Source organism: Asticcacaulis sp. P2_C5 (assembly GCF_056404555.1).
Genome location: NZ_JBFUDU010000012.1, coordinates 1 through 16488, shown reverse-complemented (window position 1 = coordinate 16488; position 16488 = coordinate 1). Strand labels below are relative to the sequence as shown.

Here is a 16488-nt window from a genome sequence, read left to right as displayed (position 1 = left end):
CGCGATTCCGGGTTAAGGGGGCTTGCCCCCTTACCAAGACTGGGAGACCTTGGCGTAGACGTAGCGGCCATTGAAGCCGAAGGGCGAGAAGCGGGTGAAGGCGAGGGCGCCGACACCATTGCCGCTGGTCACGTTCAGATTGGCCGGGGTGGCGTCCGGATAGACATCGAAGGCGTTGTCGACGCCGACAGCCAGGGTGGTGCCGGTGCCGAAGCGATAGGCGGCCGACAGGTCGGTGATGACCTTTTCACCGGAATGGATGTCGTTGGTCGCCACGGCGGCCGGGTCGATGACGTCACCATAATAGGTGGCGCGGACATTGGCCGTCCAGCCGGCCTTTTGCCAGTCGACGGCGAAGGTTGCCTTGTCCTCGGGCGAGGAATTGGTCAGGATAACCTGGCGGACGCGGGCGAAGAGGACTGGTTGCGGGTTGAGCGGCGAGTTGGACAGGCTGGGCAGCTTGTCGATCTCGGTCTCGCTGTGGTTATAGGCCAGGGACAGGTTGAAGCGGCCATAGCTGTCGGTCGGGATGCGATAGCTGCCGACCAGGTCGATGCCCTTTGTCGTGCTGTCGATGCCGTTGATAAAGAAGCGCGCGGCCGACACGTGATAAGGCGCCAGAAGGGCGGCGACCTGGGGCGAGAAGGTACCCGGGATGTTTTCCGACAGGACGATGCGGTCGTCGATGCCGATCTGGAAGGCGTCGGCCGTCAGTTCGAACGGCCCTTTGTGCCAGACCGCGCCCAGGGTGTAGCTGGTCGAGGTTTCGGGATCGAGCGGCTCGGCGCCAAGGGTAGCCGAGACCGGCGCGGTTGCCGGGAAGGTACCGGTTTCAACGACATTGCCGCTGACGACGACGCTGGCGGTCGAGGTAAAGTACTGCTGCGCCAGGGACGGTGCGCGGAAGCCGGTGGCGACCGAGCCACGCAGGGCCAGGCTGTCGGTCAGCTTGTAGCGACCGGCCAGCTTGCCCGAGACATTGCTGCCGAAGTCGGAATAGTCCTCGTATCGCAGGGCGGCATCGAAGCTGAAGCGGTCGGTGACCTCGCCTGCGACATCGACATAGACGCCGGCATTGTCACGGCTCTTGTCGATGACATTGCTGGGCTGGAAGCCGATGAAGCCCTGGGCGCCGGCGCTCTTGCCGGCTACGGGACCCAGGTTATAGGACTGCAGTTCGCCCTGCTTGATCTCATAGGTCTCATGGCGGGCTTCGAAGCCCAGGGCGACGGTCAGCGGGCCGGCCCAACCGGAGACGTTGAAGGGTTTGCTGATGTCGGCGTTGAATACGGTCTGGTCATACTTCAACTGGCCGTCATAGAAGTTGCGTTGCGAGGCATCGCCGTAAGACGGATTGACACTGTTCAGCGTGTAGTAATCGAGCTTGTTGCCGCCCGCACTCAGGCTGAAATCGCTCGTCCAGCCGCCAAGTTCGCCGCGCAGGCCAGCCGACGCCGAATAGTCCTTGGACTGGGCGTTGATGATCGGCAGGAAGCCGTTCGGGTAGATGGTTGCCACGTTTCCGGAACTGTCGAAGTGGCGGAAAAACGCGGCGCTCTTCGAATCGAGATCCTGGTAACTGGCGTTGCCGTACAGGGTCCAGATGTCGTTGATAGGCTTGCCGGCATTGGCGAACAGCGACAGGCTGTTTTGCGCCGGGTCGCCGTAACGACTGGTCACCTTGGCGGGTGACACCAGGGCGTCGATATCACCACGCGAGGTCGGGTTACGCCGACGGCTTTCGCCCGACAGGGTCAGGAAGCCGTCGGAACCCAGCGGCAGGCCGATCCAGGCCGACAGGTTGGTCGTGCCGCCATCGGAAACGTGGCGTGACGAGTTGGCGGCGTCGACATCGGTGTCGTATTCGCCATAGGAGAAGCTGGCGCCGCCGCCACGATTGGCTTCGCGCAGGTGCAGGTTGATCACGCCGGCGATGGCGTCGGAACCGTATTGCGCCGAGGCGCCGTCACGCAGGACTTCGAGGCGGTCGAGGGCTGATTCGGGGATGGCATTGAGATCGACGGCCGACGAACCGCGGCCGACGGAGCCGTTGACGTTCAGCAGGGCCGAGCTGTGACGGCGCTTGCCATCGATCAGGACCAGGGTCTGGTCGGGTGACAGGCCGCGCAGCGAGGCCGGGCGGACATTGTCGGTGCCGTCGACGGCGGACGGACGCGGGAAGTTCAGGCTGGGGGCGATGCGCGACAGGCCCTGGGCCAGTTCGGTCGAGCCCTGGGCCTGAAGGGTTTCGCTGCGGACGACGTCGACCGGAACCAGGGTGTCGAGGCGCGAACGGCGGGCGCCGCGCTGGCCGGTGACGACGACTTCGGTGACTTGCTCGGCGGCGGGCTCACTGGCGGCGGGAGCCTGGTCCTGGGCAAAGGCGACGTGGCTGGCGCCAAGCGTCAGGGACAGGGCGAGGGCTGTCGTGGCGTACAGACGGTGAGATCTGGACATATTTCTAATCCTTGAGATGTGCTGAGTGGTTTTTTGGGTCCGGCCAAATTGTTTTCACAGTATCGTCCGGTTCCGCCCATATTTGGGTGCGTCCCCCTCGGTCTGGAAGGGGGGTGCGCCGCAACAATTTTTCGCGTCAGGGATTAGAAATTCTATTTTTTGCCGTTACGTCAGCAGCGTCACACACGAAAAATCCCGGCAGGATAACCTGCCGGGATCTGATTTCAGACCGAGGGTCTAAAAATTTAGGCTTGCAGATTAACCGCCGAGGTCTTGCCCTTTTCAGTGGCGAGCTCGTAGGTGATCTTTTGGTTTTCGTTCAGGGTACGCAGACCCGCGCGTTCAACAGCGCTGATGTGGACGAAAACGTCCGCGCCGCCGTTGTCCGGCTGAATGAAACCAAAGCCCTTGGTGGAATTGAACCACTTGACTGTACCTTGTGCCATGGGATGGCCTCCTTTAGTGTCGCACGTTCGTGCATTAGGGTCCGGGTGAAAGTACGCGAACCGATCCGAAAGTAGCGATGTCTTGAAGAGGGCCGTAAGGCGGTCGTGCAAGTGAACCGTAGATCTCGAATGAGGGCACCATATGCATATTTGGCGAAATGGCAAGAAAAAACCCCGGCAAACTCGCGTCTGCCGGGGTTAATGACGGGAAAACCGGCCGGAAAACCAACCGGATAACCAGATTAGATCAGCTTTCGTAGGGCGCGTCAGCCATGGCCTTGCCCGCGCCGCCTTCAAGCATGTCGGCAGCGGCGGCCTCGTCGGCCAGACGGTCTTCCTCGAATTGCGAGGCAATGACGTTTTCACCGGCGGCCTGGCGATCGGCTTCGTCAACCGAACGGGCCACGTTCACCGAGATGGTGATCGAGACTTCGGCGTGGAGGCGGACCTTCAGGACATGGACGCCCAGGGTCTTGATCGGGGTGTCGAGCACGATCTGGTTGCGTTCGACCTTGCCACCGGTTTCGGCGACAGCTTCCATGACGTCGCGCGCATTGACCGAGCCGTAGAGCTGACCCGAATCACCCGCCTGGCGGATGATGATGTAGGTCGTGCCGTCCAGTTCGGAGGCGGCCTTTTCGGCAGCAGCCTTGGCGGCGGCATTACGAGCGACGATCTGATCCTTCTGGGCCTCGAAGACCTTCAGGTTGGCAGCCGTGGCGCGCAGGGCTTTGTGACGCGGCAGGAGGAAGTTACGGGCATAGCCGTCCTTGACGCCGACGACGTCGCCGATGGCACCCAGGTTTTCCACGCGTTCAAGCAGGACAATTTTCATGATTTTCTACTCCTTACTTCACAACGTAAGGCAGCAGGGCCAGGAAGCGGGCGCGCTTGATGGCCTTGGCCAGTTCGCGTTGCTTCTTTTGGCTTACGGCCGTGATGCGCGAGGGAACGATCTTGCCGCGCTCGGAAATGTAGCGCTGCAGGAGCTTGACGTCCTTATAGTCGATCTTCGGGGCGTTGGCGCCGGAGAACGGGCACACCTTGCGGCGGCGGAAGAACGGGCGACGGGCCGGGGCATTGCCAACGGGCGAGCCCGCGGCGGGGGCGGTGGTTTCGATATCAGCCATGTTGGAAATCCTTACTCGGCAAACGCTTCAGTGCTGCTGCGCTCGGCCCGCTCAGGGCGATCGCGGCGCGACAGGACGGGCGACAGTTCGAGGTCGAGCTCTTCGACGCGGACGGTCATGTAACGAATGACGTCTTCGTTGATCGACAGCAGGCGTTCCATTTCCTTGACGGCCGGCGCCGGAGCGTCGATGGCCAGCAGGGAGTAGTGGCCCTTGCGGTTCTTCTTGACGCGATAGGTCAGGTTGCGCAGACCCCAATATTCGATCTTGGCGATGTGGCCGCCATTTTCTTCGATCAGGGCTTTCAGGGTTTCGTTGAGGGCTTCCGCCTGTTGTGGCGAAATATCTTGTCGTGCGATGACGACGTGTTCGTAAAAGGCCATGTTTATCCTCTTCCGTAGCGACGGGTGGCGCGTCTGTGAGCGGAAGTCTCGCAGCCACGATGGATCAGGCGCGCATGGAAGCGGCTGACCACCCGTCAAGGGAACGGGGCCTATAGATTAAGATCGTTACCCTGTAAAGGGTTATTCCGCGCCGACCGCGGCCAGCAGGGCCGGAACATGGGTCGAGGCATCGCCGCTGTCATGGACGAAGGTGATGAGCCCATCCTGACCTATGACGTAAGAAATGCGGTTCGACATGTTGGCATTGCCCATCTTGGCGTCGTAGGCGGTTGTCACCACAGCCGAAGCGTCGGAGCCCACTGGGAACTTGCCCTGGCAGTCCTTTTTGGAAAAGTCCTGCAGGGTCGGGACGTCATCGGTCGACAGGCCGATTACGGACACATGCTTGGTGGCAAATTCCGGGATAGCCTCGGAGAACTGATGCGCTTCGAGCGAACAGCCGCCGGTAAAGGCCTTGGGGTAAAAATAAACGACGACAGGGCCGGCCTTCAGGGCGTCTGCCAGGACGAAGGGTTTGACGTCGCCGTTGGTTGCGGCGTCAACAGTAAAGTCCGGCGCCTTGTCGCCGACCTTGAGGGCGGCGAGCGAAGGCGTTGCGGCAGCCAGCGCGGCGGCGCAGAGGGCGAGGGACACGATACGGATGGATGAGGTCATGGCGGCGTCTCCTGTCAAGGTGGTCAGACCATAGGCCCGTTGCCACCGGCCTGCAAGGGGCGGTCAACGGACTGCGTCCTAATCCCTTACGTCCACGGCGCTACTTCGGTTACACAGGAAAAGCGGATTATTTTGGGCCTGTAGATCAGTAGGCGGGATTGTGCTTTTCCAGAAACCCGTTCACCGCCTCAGGCATCTGGGTTCGCTAGACAGCCAGTGGTCCTCAGCCGTCAGCAGGACCCGTTCGCAGGATTGCCGGTTATGCCGGCGGGTTGTTCTTCAGCATGAAGTTGACCATGGCCTCGACAATCTGCATGCGCGTCGGTTCGCGTGACATCCAGTGGTCTTCTTCCTTTAGCTGAACCAGTTCGACCGGCTTGCCGGCCTTTTTCATGGCGTCATAGAAACGCGTGCTTTGGTCGTAGGGGACGACGGTATCGTCCTTGCCGTGGATCAGCAGGACCGGCACCGAAACGGCGTCGACGTGCCTTACGGGGTTGATGTCGTCCCAACGGGCTTCGTCGCCGAGATACCGTTTCCAATACATGACGCTGTAGCTGTTACCGTCGAAGCCGCCGCGTTCCAGCCGGTAGTCGAGGAACGCCTTGACATCGGATATACCGGCCAGCGACACGGCGCAGTTATAGACACCAACATCGATCGTGACACCGGCCAGGGCGGCGTAACCGCCATAGGAGCCGCCGAAGATCGACACCTTTTTCGGATCGACCAGGCCTTCCTTGACCAGGGCGCGGACGCCGTCGGACAGGTCGGTCTGCATCTTGCGGCCGTATTCACCGTAGCCGCGGGCGGTGAAATCCTGCCCGAGGCCGCCCGATCCGCGATAGTTGGGCTGCAGGACGGCATAGCCTCGCGACGTCAGCGCTTGGGCAAGGAAGTCGAAGTGACCGTCTTCGTACACTTCCGGGCCGCCATGCGGCAGGACGACCAGCGCCAGATTCTTGGCGTCGCGGTCGACCGGAAGGCTGAGCCAGGCGGGAATGGCGAGCCCGTCGGCCGCCATATAACTGTAAGGTTTTTTCTCGGACACCCACTCGCCGGGGATGTCGGGGTAGGACGAGCCGACTTCCTTATAGCCGCCCTTGCGGAAGTCGATCGAGTAGTAGGTACCGGCATTGCCTTCGCCTTCGACGAATACCAGGACATGCAGCGGGTCGTCGGCGAAGCCTACGAGGTCGGTACGGATATCGCCGAGGGCCTTTGCCAGCAGCGCCGGAAGCTTGGCCATGTCGGCATCGTAGAAGGTATAGGTCGCGATGCCATCCGCGCTGCCGAAGCCCGTGAGGTTAAGATTGACCGGATGGAAGATCGGGTAGTGATTGGAACCATTGATGGCGATCGGTTCGCTAAAACTGCCGTCACCAGAGAGCTCGACATATTTGTTGCTATATTCCCCGTCCTGGAAATAGATCAGGACGGATTGCCCGTCGCGACCGAGACCGCAAACTGCAGGCATGTCGTACTGCGCCTTGACCTCGAAGATGTTCTTCCAGCCCTTTGCCGTCTTGTAGCGCACTGACCACATCTTGGTGTCATCGTCGAAATCCGACCGGGCAACCACCGTGCCGTCGGCCTTCACGACCCAGTTCTGGATATGGTGGGCATCGTCGTCGAGCTTGCGCGGCAGTGACGAATTGGGATTGAAAGCGAACAGGCAGCGGTTCAGGTCGTGGAATGCCAGCGCCTTGCCGACGCCGGCGGTTTCCATCTGGTTGATCCCTTCCGCCGCCTTGAAGCCGGATGCGGTCAGGTAAGGCTTGCCGTCCATGGTGATTCGGTAGAAGTCGCCGGTGACGACGGCCGTGGTGACGCCCGGCACATAGGCGTAGAGTTGATATCGCTTGCCGGCGCGGATGTCGAAGATCAGCCCGAACTGTTCCTCGAAAACCTCGCCGAAATCGCGCTGGGTCTTGGTGGTAACGACAAGGACGTGGTCGTTGTCAGACCACATCAGGTCGCGGATTTTGTCCTGGTCGATGGCGATGGCCGAAACCTTGCCCGTGCCAAATTCGAAATCGACGATAATCTGCTCGCCGTTCTTGTTCATCGCCATGGCAACGCGCGTGCCGTCGGGCGAGAGGGCGACCTTGTCGACCTTCGGCAGCTTGCTGTAGGCGCTGAGCGCTGGCGGGACGGGTGCGGCGTCCTGGGCGCGGGCGGAGGTGCCGATGCCAAGCGGAATGATGAATGGCATGGCGGCAAGGGCTGCGGCGCCCGCGAAGACATCGCGGCGCGACACAGGCGTGTGGGACACCGGATGGCGTGAAATTGGATTGCGGTCGGTCATGGAAAGCCCCCCGGCTGGTGCGGTCGATGGATTCGACCTGATTTGACTGGCAAGTTAGAGGATTGCGTCGTTTTCGGCAACCGAATTGGCACGTTCAGGCTGGCGGGTTGTGCTTCAGCAGGAAGCCCACCATGGTTTCCAGCGTCTGGACACGCGTCGCCTCCTTAGACAGATAGTGGTCCTCATCCTTGAGCAGCAACAGTTCCACCGGCTTGCCTGCGGCTTTGAGTGCCTCGCGCATGGATTGGGACTGTTCAAAAGCGACCGCAGCGTCGTCGCGGCCATGGATCAGCAGGACCGGCGCCGAGACGTCTGCGGCGTGGTAGAGCGGTGACAGGGCTCGCCAGTCGGCTTTTGGCCCGAGGAGGCGGCGCCAGTAGATCAGCGAACGGGCATTGGTATTGGAGCGGGCGGCGACCAACAACTCATCCATGTAGGCTTCGATATCGCTGATACCGGCCATCGAGACGGCGCAGTTATAGACGCCGGATTGAAGGCTGACGCCTGCCAGGGCGGCATAACCGCCATAGGAACTGCCGGCGATGGCGACGCGTTTCGCATCGGCCAGCCCCTGGTCGACCAGGTGGCGGACGCCGTCGGACAGGTCGGTCTGCATCCTGCGACCCCATTCGCCGTAGCCCCGGGCAGCAAAGTCACGGCCCTTATGCGACGATCCGCGGAAATTGGGCTGGAAGACCTGATAGCCGCGTGAGGCGAGAGCCTGGGCAAGATAGTCGAAACGTTGATCGTCGAAGGATTCCGGTCCGCCGTGTGGCACGACGACCAGGGCCGGGCGTGGCCCCCATTCGCCGCGTGGCCGCGTCAGGAAGCCGTCGATCGTCAGGCCGTCGGCGGCAGTGTAGACGACGGGCTGCTTTGGGAAGATCCAGTCCGCCGGCAGGTCGGGATAGGTGTCGCCCAGGGCGGTCAGCGTCCCTGTGCCGGTGTCGCAGGCAAAGTAGCCGCCGGCGTGGCGCGGGCCTTCCCCGTAGAGCAGGCATTGGCGGGGATCTTCGGCCATGTCGACCTGTTCACACAGGGCCAGGGGCGCGAGACGTGCCAGGCTGGGCGCCAGTTCCGCCCGGGCAGGATCGGTCCAGATGCATTGGGCCAAACCGTCTTCATGGGAAAAGCCGATCAGCAGGCCGGTGACCGGATCGAACAAAGGCGTCACCTTGGCGCGATTGCCGGCCAGGGGCTCGCTGAAGACGCCACCCTCGCCGACCTCGACATAGGTGTCGACGTGGTCGCCGGTATTGAAATAGACCAGCACCTTGTCGCGGGTCCGGCCCATGCCCTTGAGTAGCGGCAGGTCGAGGTCGGCCTTGACACTGTAGACGACGCGCCAGCCGCCGCCGCCGCGAAAGCGCAGCTGCCAGACGCGGCTGTCTTCGTCGTATTCGACGCGAGCGGCCAGCGTGCCGTCGCCGCGCACGGCCCAGGTAAGGATGCGCCGCGCGTCTTCGTCCAGACGGTCCGGCCGGAAATGAGCGGCCGAAAAGGCATAGAGGGCGGCGGCATAGTTGATAGGATAGTTGCTGGAGGTCGGGTGAGAGTTGGAGGCCGTGACGCAGTAGCCGCGGCGCATCTTGACGCGGTGGAAGTCGCCGTTGAGGTTGGGGCCGTATTCAACCATCTCGCTGAACAGCTGGTAATGGCGGTTCTGACGGACATCGATAATCATGCCGATCCAGGCTTCGTACCGCGTGCCGACGGCACGCGTCGTCTGGGAGGTAACCAGGAAGATGCGCTCATTGCTGGCCCAGGCCAGGTGGGGCACCAGGTTGCCGCTGATCTCGGCCGAGACGGCCTGGCCAGTGGCGAGGTCGCGGTCCTCCAGCCAAAGGGTGGCGCCCTTGTGACGGATCAGGGCGACGCGTTTGCCGTCCGGCGAGATGGCGGCCTTGCTGATCGCCGGCAGGCGGCCGTAGACCGCCAGTGGCGGCGGAACGGACTGGGCGCGCCCAATCGTCGGCAGCGCAATGGTCGTCAAGGTCGCAGCCAGCATATGGCGGCGCGACAGATCACGGCGCGAATGCGGCCGGTTGCCCCTGGTCATGTATGTCCCCAACACCGGGTTTGGACAGGTCTGACGCCTGCCCTTAAGATGAAGATACGTCGAAAACATCGTTATGACAACCTGCGGTTAGTGGCTACCATTCTCGGAAAAGGGTTGCCCGGTGCGGAAGTTTGGCTTAACGACATCGCCAAATTGCGCTCAATCGCGCAGTAATGATTGTAAAAATTGACTGGCTGAAATTGAAGGCCGCAGCAAAAACCTGGAGTGGTACCATGACAACCGCATTTGTATTCCCCGGTCAGGGCAGCCAAAGCGTCGGCATGGGGGCCGAGCTCTATGACACTTTCCCGCGCGCCCGCGCCGTGTTCGACGAGGTCGACGAGGCCCTGGGCCAGAAACTGTTTCAGTTGATGCGCGAAGGCCCGGAAGCCGACCTGACCCTGACCGAGAACGCCCAGCCCGCCATCATGGCTGTTTCCCTGGCCGTGGCGCGCGTTCTCGAAGGCGATTTCGGCGTCAACTGCGCCACCGCGAAATATGTCGCCGGCCACAGCCTGGGCGAATATTCCGCCCATGCCGCCGCAGGTACCTTCAGCCTCGCGGATACGGCGCGTTTGCTGAAGATCCGTGGTCGCGCCATGCAGCGCGCCGTGCCCGTCGGTGTCGGCGCCATGGCGGCGCTTATTGGCAAGGCAGACCTGGCCCTGGCTGAAGCCGCCTGCGAGGCGGGCTCGGCTGCCGGAGTGGTGGTGGTGGCCAATGACAACAATTCCGGCCAGATCGTCATTTCCGGCGTCAAGGCAGCGGTCGACCTGGCCATGGAAAAGGCCAAGGAACTGGGCGCCAAGTCGATGCTGCTGAATGTCTCGGCGCCGTTCCACTGCCCGCTGATGCAGCCGGCTGCCGACGAGATGGCGGAAGCGCTGAGCAAGGTCATTACCAACGCGCCGGTCTCCACCCTGGTTGCCAATGTCACGGCGCGTCCGGTGATGGACAAGGGGCATATTGCCGGGCTGCTGGTGGCTCAGGTCACCGGCCGGGTACGCTGGCGCGAGTCGGTGCAGTGGCTGGGCGGTGAGGGTGGAGTCACGCGCGTCGCCGAACTGGGCGCCGGCAAGGTCCTGACCGGGATGATCAAGCGTATCCTGCCGGAGGTTTCCGCCGTCGCACTGAACAGCGGGGCCGACTTCGAAGCCTTTGCCAAGGAAAACGCCTAGGTAGGTTTTTATCCACAGATTACACAGATTTCACAGATTTTAAGTAGCGCGGCCTCGCGACACGTAGTGCCTCTACAATTAAATGCGCTTCGCGCGAAGCGCGCTCTTAATCTGTGTAACCTGTGGATACCTCACTTTACAGACGTGCGCCGCTAAAGCGGCAGGACTTGATCGAATAACCGGCGTGGCGTAAGCCCCCGCAACTGAATTGATAGACCAAGGGAGAGGCCCATGTTTGAACTGAACGGCAAGACGGCACTGGTGACCGGGGCGACCGGAGGGCTGGGCGCCGAGATTGCCCGCGCCCTGCACAAACAAGGCGCCAAGGTCGTCCTGTCCGGCACGCGCGAAAACGTGCTCAACGACCTGGCCGCCGAACTGGGTGAAAACGCCTTTGTCGCCGCCGCCAATCTCTCCGATGCCGCCGAGGTCGATGGCCTGGTCGCCAAGGCCGAAGCTGTTGTCGGCAATGGCCTTGACATCATCATCGCCAATGCCGGCATCACACGCGACGGCCTGATCCTGCGCATGAAGGACGAAGACTGGGATACGGTCATCAAGGTCAATCTCGAAGCCTATTTCCGCCTGGCGCGCGCCGCCACCAAGGGCATGATGAAGCGCCGCTTCGGCCGCATTATCGGCATTACCTCGGTTGTCGGCGTCACCGGCAATCCGGGCCAGACCAACTATGCTGCATCCAAGGCCGGCATGATCGGTTTTTCCAAGGCGCTGGCCCAGGAAGTGGCGTCGCGCGGCATTACCGTCAACTGCATTGCCCCCGGATTTATCGCCTCACCGATGACCGACGCGTTGAACGAAGCGCAGAAGGCCACCATATTGCAGCGGATACCGGTGGGCGCCCTCGGGGCCGGCGCGGATATTGCGGCGGCGGCCGTCTACCTGGCCAGTGACCAGGCAGGTTACGTCACAGGCCAGACCCTGCACGTCAATGGCGGCATGGCGATGATCTGACACTTTGGCCCCACGACGCATTGTTGCATTGCGCAATAACGCTTTTGTGTTGAATAAGAGTATGCTACCCAACGCTTGAATCGGCTTGAAACAAAATCATCCTCCCACTACAAGCCGGGGTCCGAATTTCCCGATTGCCCCTTTCAACCGAAAGGTTTACGGGGGTTCTTGATATCTAAATCTCTGAAGGGACTATAAATGTCTGAAGTTCTTGAACGCGTTCGCAAGATCGTAATCGACCACCTGGACGCCGATCCGGACAAGGTCACGGAAAAGGCGAGCTTTATCGACGACCTGGAAGCCGACAGCCTCGACATCGTCGAACTGGTCATGGCTTTCGAAGAGGAGTTCGATATCGAGATCCCCGACGACTCGGCCGAGCACATCCTGACCGTCGGCGATGCCGTCAACTATATCCAGGACAAGCTGGCGGCCTGACCGTCGCGCTTCGAGTCTACCCTGAGCGCGGTTACAAAGCCATTTTTGGGTTTGGCCGCGCTTAGTTTTTTGAGTAGTCATAAAAGGGGTTGCTGTCCGGGCAAAAGTGGGGGCCACTTTTACGGATAGCCCAGGGAAATGGTACGCCTATGGTACGTCGCGTCGTCATCACCGGCCTCGGCCTTGTTTCGCCGCTTGGCGCCGGTGTCGAAATTTCGTGGAAACGCCTGTTGGCCGGTCAGTCCGGTGCCGGCAAGATCACCGCTTTCGATACGACGGACTATGCCTGCCAGGTCGCCTGCGAAGTGCCGTCGGTTGACGGTCGTGGCGGCGGCGGTCCCGACATCGAAGGTTCATTCGACCCGTCAAAGGTCCTGACCAACAAGGAACGTCGCAAGGTCGACGATTTCATTCTCTATGCCATCGCCGCGGCCGACGAGGCCATGGCTGATTCGGGATGGAAGCCTGAATCCGAAGACGACAGGGTCCGTACCGGCGTCATGATCGGCTCGGGAATCGGTGGCCTCGGCATCATCGCCGAAACCGCGCTTGAACTGCGCGACAAGGGGCCGCGCCGTATCTCGCCCTTCTTCATTCCATCGTCCCTGATCAACCTGGCTTCGGGCCAGGTGTCGATCCGTCATGGCCTCAAAGGACCCAACCACGCCGTTGTCACGGCCTGCGCCACTGGCGCCCACGCCATCGGTGATGCCTCGCGCCTGATCGCGCACGGTGACGCTGACGTCATGGTGGCCGGTGGGGCGGAATCGGCCATCGTGCCTATCGGCATCGCGGGCTTCATCGCCTGCCGGGCCCTGTGCACCGCCTTCAACGACACGCCCGAAAAGGCTTCGCGCCCGTATGACAAGGACCGCGACGGTTTCGTCATGGGCGAGGGCGCAGGCATCGTCGTCCTGGAAGAATACGAACACGCCAAGGCACGTGGGGCGAAAATCTATGCCGAGGTCCTGGGCTATGCTCTGTCGGGCGACGCCTATCATATCACCGCTCCGTCGGAGGACGGCGAGGGCGGCTATCGCGCCATGGTCGCTGCGGCCAAGGATGCGGGCATCGACCCCGCGACGATCGACTATGTCAATTCGCACGGCACCTCGACCATGGCCGACGGTATCGAACTGAAGGCCATCGAGAAATTCCTCGGTGCGCGCGCCGCCACCGGAACCGTATCGTCGACCAAGTCGGCCATCGGTCACCTTCTCGGCGGCGCCGGCGCGGTCGAGGCCATCTTCTGCGCCCTGGCCATTCGTGACCAGATTGCGCCGCCGACCATCAATCTCGACAATCCCGATGTCGAAACCACCATCGACCTGGTCCCACACAAGGCCAAGCCGATGAAGATCGACCGGGTCATGTCCAACAGTTTCGGTTTCGGCGGTACCAATGCCGCGCTCATACTGGGTAAGGTCGAGGCATGATCCGCTGGCTGCGCCGCAAGGACGTTAAGGGGAACGCCAGTGCGGGCAGCAAGGCCGCGACTCTGCTGGCACCCGTGGCGGGTTTGGCGGCCGGTCTGGCGCTATTGCTGCTGGCGGGCGGGCTGTTTCTGTACGCGCAGATGTTCGGCCCCGGTCCACGCTCGTCGCTGGGCCAGCCGGTCAGCGAGATCACCTTCTCGCGCGGCATGAGCGTCACCGCCATGGGCCGCGAACTGGAAAAGCAGCACATTATCCATTCGGCCAGCCTGTTCCGTTTTGCCGCCAAGCTGCGGGGGCACGCCAAGGGGCTGCATGCCGGGACCTATGACTTTCCGTCCGGCGCCTCACTGATCACCGTGCTCAGCCAGATCGAACAGGGCAAGGTGGTGCGCAACTTTGTCACCGTGCCCGAAGGCAAGACCTCGGCCCAGGTGGTGCGCATCCTGATGGCGGCGCCCTATCTCAGCGGCGATATCGACGTTCCGCCAGAAGGTTCCATTCTTCCGGAAACGTACGAATATCAACGCAACGAGACGCGTCAGGCCGTCTTGGACCGTATGCTCGACGCCGGTCGCAAGACGCTCAACGACTTGTGGGCAAAGCGCGCGGCAGGTCTGCCGTTCGCCACCAAGGAGGACGCCTTGATCATGGCGTCGATCGTCGAGCGCGAAACCGGCCTGGCTTCGGAGCGTCCGCGTGTCGCCGCCGTCTTCATCAATCGCCTGAAGCAAGGCATTCGCCTGGGCTCCGACCCAACGGTCATCTATGGGATTTCGCACGGCGAATCGCTGGGACGCGGCCTGACGCGCGCCGAATTGGATGCCTGGTCGCCGTGGAACACCTACCAAATCGACAAGCTGCCGGTGACACCGATCGCCAACCCGGGCAAGGCGGCGCTGGCCGCGACCTTGAATCCCGCCAAGACCAACGATCTCTATTTCGTCGCCGACGGTACCGGCGGCCATGTCTTTGCCTCTACTTACGAAGAGCACTTGGCCAATGTCGCGCACTGGCGCCAGATCGAGGGCGATGTCAGCCACTACTCGACCTCGGCGGCGCCGACCGACCAGGCCATGGAATCCTCGACCGTCGCCACGCAATCAGCCAGCGCACCGGCCACAGCCGTCCGCCTGCAAGGTAAATCACGGTAATGACCCTTTCCAGCATGACGGGCTTCGCCCGGATTGAGGGCGGTATCGATGATATCACCTGGGTGATCGAGGCGCGCAGCGTCAACGGGCGCAATCTCGACGTCAAATACCGCTATCCGCAAGGCTTCGAGGCCGTCGAACGCATCGGCCGTGAGGTCGCCAAGATTCGCTTCCAGCGCGGCCAGGTCAGCGTCAATGTTGCTGTTGGCGGTGCTGCCACGAAGGGCGGGGGCCGTATCAATGGCGATGTCCTGGCGGCCTACGCCAATGCCGGACACGATCTTGTCAAAGCCGGTAAGGTCAAGAAACCACGCCTTGATGGCCTGCTCGCCCTGCGCGGTGTGATCGAAGCTGGCAATGAGGACCGCGAAGGCCTTAGCGAAGAGGGCGAAGCCGTTATGGCTGCCGATCTCGGCCGTGCTTTCGACGCGCTGAAGGCGGCGCGTGAGGTCGAGGGCAGGGCGCTGGACGCCATCTTGAAAGGGCAATTGGTTGCCATGGCCGCTGCTCTGGAGCGCGCCAAGGGGCTGGCGGTCCAGCAGGTCGAGATTATCCGCGGCCGCTTCACGCGGCGCATGGGTGAACTGCTGGCCGACCAGGCCGGGCCGGACGCCAAGGACCTCAAGGAACGCATCCTGCAGGAGGCCGCCGTCCTGGCCACCAAGGCCGACGTCCGCGAAGAGCTGGATCGCTTGGCGTCGCATATCGACCAGGCCTATGCCCTGATCGTCGGCGAGGCGGCGCCGGGACGCAAACTGGACTTCCTGGCGCAGGAATTCATGCGCGAAGCCAATACGCTTTGTTCCAAGTCGGCCTTTATCGAATTGACGCAAACCGGGCTGGAGCTTAAAGCCGTGATCGACCAGTTCCGCGAACAAACGCAAAATGTGGAGTAGAACATGCCAGGCACGCCGACGACCGACAAGTTGAGACGCGGCCTGATGCTGATCGTGGCGGCCCCGTCTGGCGCCGGCAAGACTTCATTGTGCCGTCGCCTGGTCTCCGACCACGCCGATCTCGATTTATCGGTGTCCGTCACCACGCGCGGTCCGCGTCCTGGTGAAAAGAACGGCCGCGAATATCATTTTATTGACGACTCCCACATGGACGAGCTGATCGCCGAAAATGCGCTGCTCGAATACGCCTCGGTTCATGATGCACGTTACGGGTCGTTGCGTGAGCCGGTGGAACGTGCGCTCAGCCACGGCAAGAACGTCATGTTCGATATCGACTGGCAGGGCGCCCAGCGTATCTCGGCCAAGGCGCCGGGCGATGTCGTCAGGGTCTTCATCCTGCCGCCGTCCATGGCCGAGTTGAACCGACGCCTGATCGCCCGGGCCCAGGACGACGAGGACGTGATCAATCGCCGCGTCGGCCGGGCGAAGAACGAGATTTCGCATTGGGCCGAGTACGACTATATTATCCTCAATGACGACTTCGACCGGTCCTATGCTGAACTGGTGCACATCTATCACGCCGAGATCTCGCGCCGTTCGCGTGGACTGTGGATTTCGCCGTTTGTGGACGAGTTGATGGTGGAGAAGATTTGAACTGTCCAGTGTAAACAGTATCTCGACGGCATTATCTGTGGCGTAAGATTCTGAATTTATACCAACGGCGATAGGCGGTGACTCTGGCTGGGGATTCCCTTTAGGCGCGGATTGTGATTCCTATGGTCATTGATTTGGCTGGAGGGTTTAGGCTTGTCGACATCGATTTTGATCACACGTCTGGATTTGGATGCTTCAGGTCTTCGTCAGGCGGCATCTCGAAGCCATGACGCTGATGCCGCCCGACGGATGCTTGCGCTGGCGCTTGTATTGGAAGGGCGAAGCCGCACGGAGGCTGCGACCAT

Annotated in this window: 15 protein-coding genes and 1 pseudogene; 8 read left to right on the top strand and 8 right to left on the bottom strand. The window is 61.8% G+C overall.

Going from position 1 to position 16488, the window contains the following annotated elements; genetic code table 11:
• Positions 1-30: 30 nt before the first annotated feature.
• The 8 genes from AC1DXO_RS19800 to AC1DXO_RS19765 all read right to left on the bottom strand — a co-directional run bounded on the left by AC1DXO_RS19800 (position 31) and on the right by AC1DXO_RS19765 (position 9458).
• Positions 31-2457 carry a TonB-dependent receptor plug domain-containing protein gene (locus AC1DXO_RS19800; RefSeq protein WP_476979910.1) on the bottom strand — a complete coding sequence of 809 codons (2427 nt, stop codon included), beginning with the start codon at positions 2455-2457 and terminating at the stop codon, positions 31-33.
• A 245-nt stretch (positions 2458-2702) separates the two neighbouring features.
• The gene (locus tag AC1DXO_RS19795; protein WP_476979909.1) at positions 2703-2903 is read right to left on the bottom strand and encodes a cold-shock protein; all 201 of its coding nucleotides are present in this window, start codon (positions 2901-2903) and stop codon (positions 2703-2705) included.
• Between the two features lie 247 nt (positions 2904-3150).
• Positions 3151-3738, bottom strand: a complete 588-nt coding sequence (rplI, locus tag AC1DXO_RS19790; protein WP_476979908.1) for a 50S ribosomal protein L9 — start codon at positions 3736-3738, stop codon at positions 3151-3153.
• Between the two features lie 13 nt (positions 3739-3751).
• On the bottom strand, positions 3752-4033 hold the full coding sequence (gene rpsR / locus AC1DXO_RS19785) for a 30S ribosomal protein S18 (RefSeq protein WP_476979907.1): 282 nt from the start codon (positions 4031-4033) through the stop codon (positions 3752-3754).
• Between the two features lie 11 nt (positions 4034-4044).
• The gene (gene rpsF / locus AC1DXO_RS19780; RefSeq protein ID WP_476979906.1) at positions 4045-4416 is read right to left on the bottom strand and encodes a 30S ribosomal protein S6; all 372 of its coding nucleotides are present in this window, start codon (positions 4414-4416) and stop codon (positions 4045-4047) included.
• Positions 4417-4557: 141 nt separating this feature from the next.
• On the bottom strand, positions 4558-5091 hold the full coding sequence (locus AC1DXO_RS19775; RefSeq protein ID WP_476979905.1) for a peroxiredoxin: 534 nt from the start codon (positions 5089-5091) through the stop codon (positions 4558-4560).
• 259 nt (positions 5092-5350) lie between these two features.
• Positions 5351-7399 carry an alpha/beta hydrolase family protein gene (locus AC1DXO_RS19770; protein WP_476979904.1) on the bottom strand — a complete coding sequence of 683 codons (2049 nt, stop codon included), beginning with the start codon at positions 7397-7399 and terminating at the stop codon, positions 5351-5353.
• Positions 7400-7493: 94 nt separating this feature from the next.
• Positions 7494-9458 carry an alpha/beta hydrolase family protein gene (locus AC1DXO_RS19765; protein WP_476979903.1) on the bottom strand — a complete coding sequence of 655 codons (1965 nt, stop codon included), beginning with the start codon at positions 9456-9458 and terminating at the stop codon, positions 7494-7496.
• A 233-nt stretch (positions 9459-9691) separates the two neighbouring features.
• Here AC1DXO_RS19765 and fabD point away from each other — a divergent pair, with 233 nt between their 5' ends.
• The 8 genes and pseudogenes from fabD to AC1DXO_RS19725 form a co-directional block, all read left to right on the top strand.
• On the top strand, positions 9692-10636 hold the full coding sequence (gene fabD, locus AC1DXO_RS19760; RefSeq protein ID WP_476979902.1) for an ACP S-malonyltransferase: 945 nt from the start codon (positions 9692-9694) through the stop codon (positions 10634-10636).
• Between the two features lie 231 nt (positions 10637-10867).
• Positions 10868-11608: a 3-oxoacyl-[acyl-carrier-protein] reductase gene (gene fabG / locus AC1DXO_RS19755; protein WP_476979901.1), complete on the top strand. Its 741-nt coding sequence runs from the start codon at positions 10868-10870 to the stop codon at positions 11606-11608.
• Between the two features lie 198 nt (positions 11609-11806).
• Positions 11807-12046: an acyl carrier protein gene (locus AC1DXO_RS19750; RefSeq protein ID WP_006274591.1), complete on the top strand. Its 240-nt coding sequence runs from the start codon at positions 11807-11809 to the stop codon at positions 12044-12046.
• A 149-nt stretch (positions 12047-12195) separates the two neighbouring features.
• Positions 12196-13482, top strand: coding sequence for a beta-ketoacyl-ACP synthase II (fabF, locus tag AC1DXO_RS19745; RefSeq protein ID WP_476979900.1), 1287 nt, complete (start codon positions 12196-12198; stop codon positions 13480-13482).
• Positions 13479-14633, top strand: a complete 1155-nt coding sequence (gene mltG / locus AC1DXO_RS19740; RefSeq protein WP_476979899.1) for an endolytic transglycosylase MltG — start codon at positions 13479-13481, stop codon at positions 14631-14633. The genes fabF and mltG overlap by 4 nt, the downstream gene beginning before the upstream one ends.
• The gene (locus tag AC1DXO_RS19735; protein WP_476979898.1) at positions 14633-15529 is read left to right on the top strand and encodes a YicC/YloC family endoribonuclease; all 897 of its coding nucleotides are present in this window, start codon (positions 14633-14635) and stop codon (positions 15527-15529) included. The genes mltG and AC1DXO_RS19735 overlap by 1 nt, the downstream gene beginning before the upstream one ends.
• A gap of 3 nt (positions 15530-15532) precedes the next feature.
• Positions 15533-16183, top strand: a complete 651-nt coding sequence (gmk, locus tag AC1DXO_RS19730) for a guanylate kinase (RefSeq protein ID WP_476979897.1) — start codon at positions 15533-15535, stop codon at positions 16181-16183.
• A 153-nt stretch (positions 16184-16336) separates the two neighbouring features.
• A pseudogene (locus AC1DXO_RS19725) lies at positions 16337-16488 on the top strand (IS630-like element ISAli3 family transposase); the annotation flags it as partial.

Bases quoted from the DNA above. Each gene is read 5' to 3' on its own strand.
- rpsR (WP_476979907.1), bottom strand. From the start codon at position 4,033: ATGGCTGATATCGAAACCACCGCCCCCGCCGCGGGCTCGCCCGTTGGC.
- AC1DXO_RS19775 (WP_476979905.1), bottom strand. From the start codon at position 5,091: ATGACCTCATCCATCCGTATCGTGTCCCTCGCCCTCTGCGCCGCCGCG.
- fabD (WP_476979902.1), top strand. From the start codon at position 9,692: ATGACAACCGCATTTGTATTCCCCGGTCAGGGCAGCCAAAGCGTCGGC.
- mltG (WP_476979899.1), top strand. From the start codon at position 13,479: ATGATCCGCTGGCTGCGCCGCAAGGACGTTAAGGGGAACGCCAGTGCG.
- AC1DXO_RS19765 (WP_476979903.1), bottom strand. From the start codon at position 9,458: ATGACCAGGGGCAACCGGCCGCATTCGCGCCGTGATCTGTCGCGCCGC.
- AC1DXO_RS19735 (WP_476979898.1), top strand. From the start codon at position 14,633: ATGACCCTTTCCAGCATGACGGGCTTCGCCCGGATTGAGGGCGGTATC.
- AC1DXO_RS19750 (WP_006274591.1), top strand. From the start codon at position 11,807: ATGTCTGAAGTTCTTGAACGCGTTCGCAAGATCGTAATCGACCACCTG.
- AC1DXO_RS19795 (WP_476979909.1), bottom strand. From the start codon at position 2,903: ATGGCACAAGGTACAGTCAAGTGGTTCAATTCCACCAAGGGCTTTGGT.
- rplI (WP_476979908.1), bottom strand. From the start codon at position 3,738: ATGAAAATTGTCCTGCTTGAACGCGTGGAAAACCTGGGTGCCATCGGC.
- AC1DXO_RS19770 (WP_476979904.1), bottom strand. From the start codon at position 7,399: ATGACCGACCGCAATCCAATTTCACGCCATCCGGTGTCCCACACGCCT.
- fabF (WP_476979900.1), top strand. From the start codon at position 12,196: ATGGTACGTCGCGTCGTCATCACCGGCCTCGGCCTTGTTTCGCCGCTT.
- gmk (WP_476979897.1), top strand. From the start codon at position 15,533: ATGCCAGGCACGCCGACGACCGACAAGTTGAGACGCGGCCTGATGCTG.
- AC1DXO_RS19800 (WP_476979910.1), bottom strand. From the start codon at position 2,457: ATGTCCAGATCTCACCGTCTGTACGCCACGACAGCCCTCGCCCTGTCC.
- rpsF (WP_476979906.1), bottom strand. From the start codon at position 4,416: ATGGCCTTTTACGAACACGTCGTCATCGCACGACAAGATATTTCGCCA.
- fabG (WP_476979901.1), top strand. From the start codon at position 10,868: ATGTTTGAACTGAACGGCAAGACGGCACTGGTGACCGGGGCGACCGGA.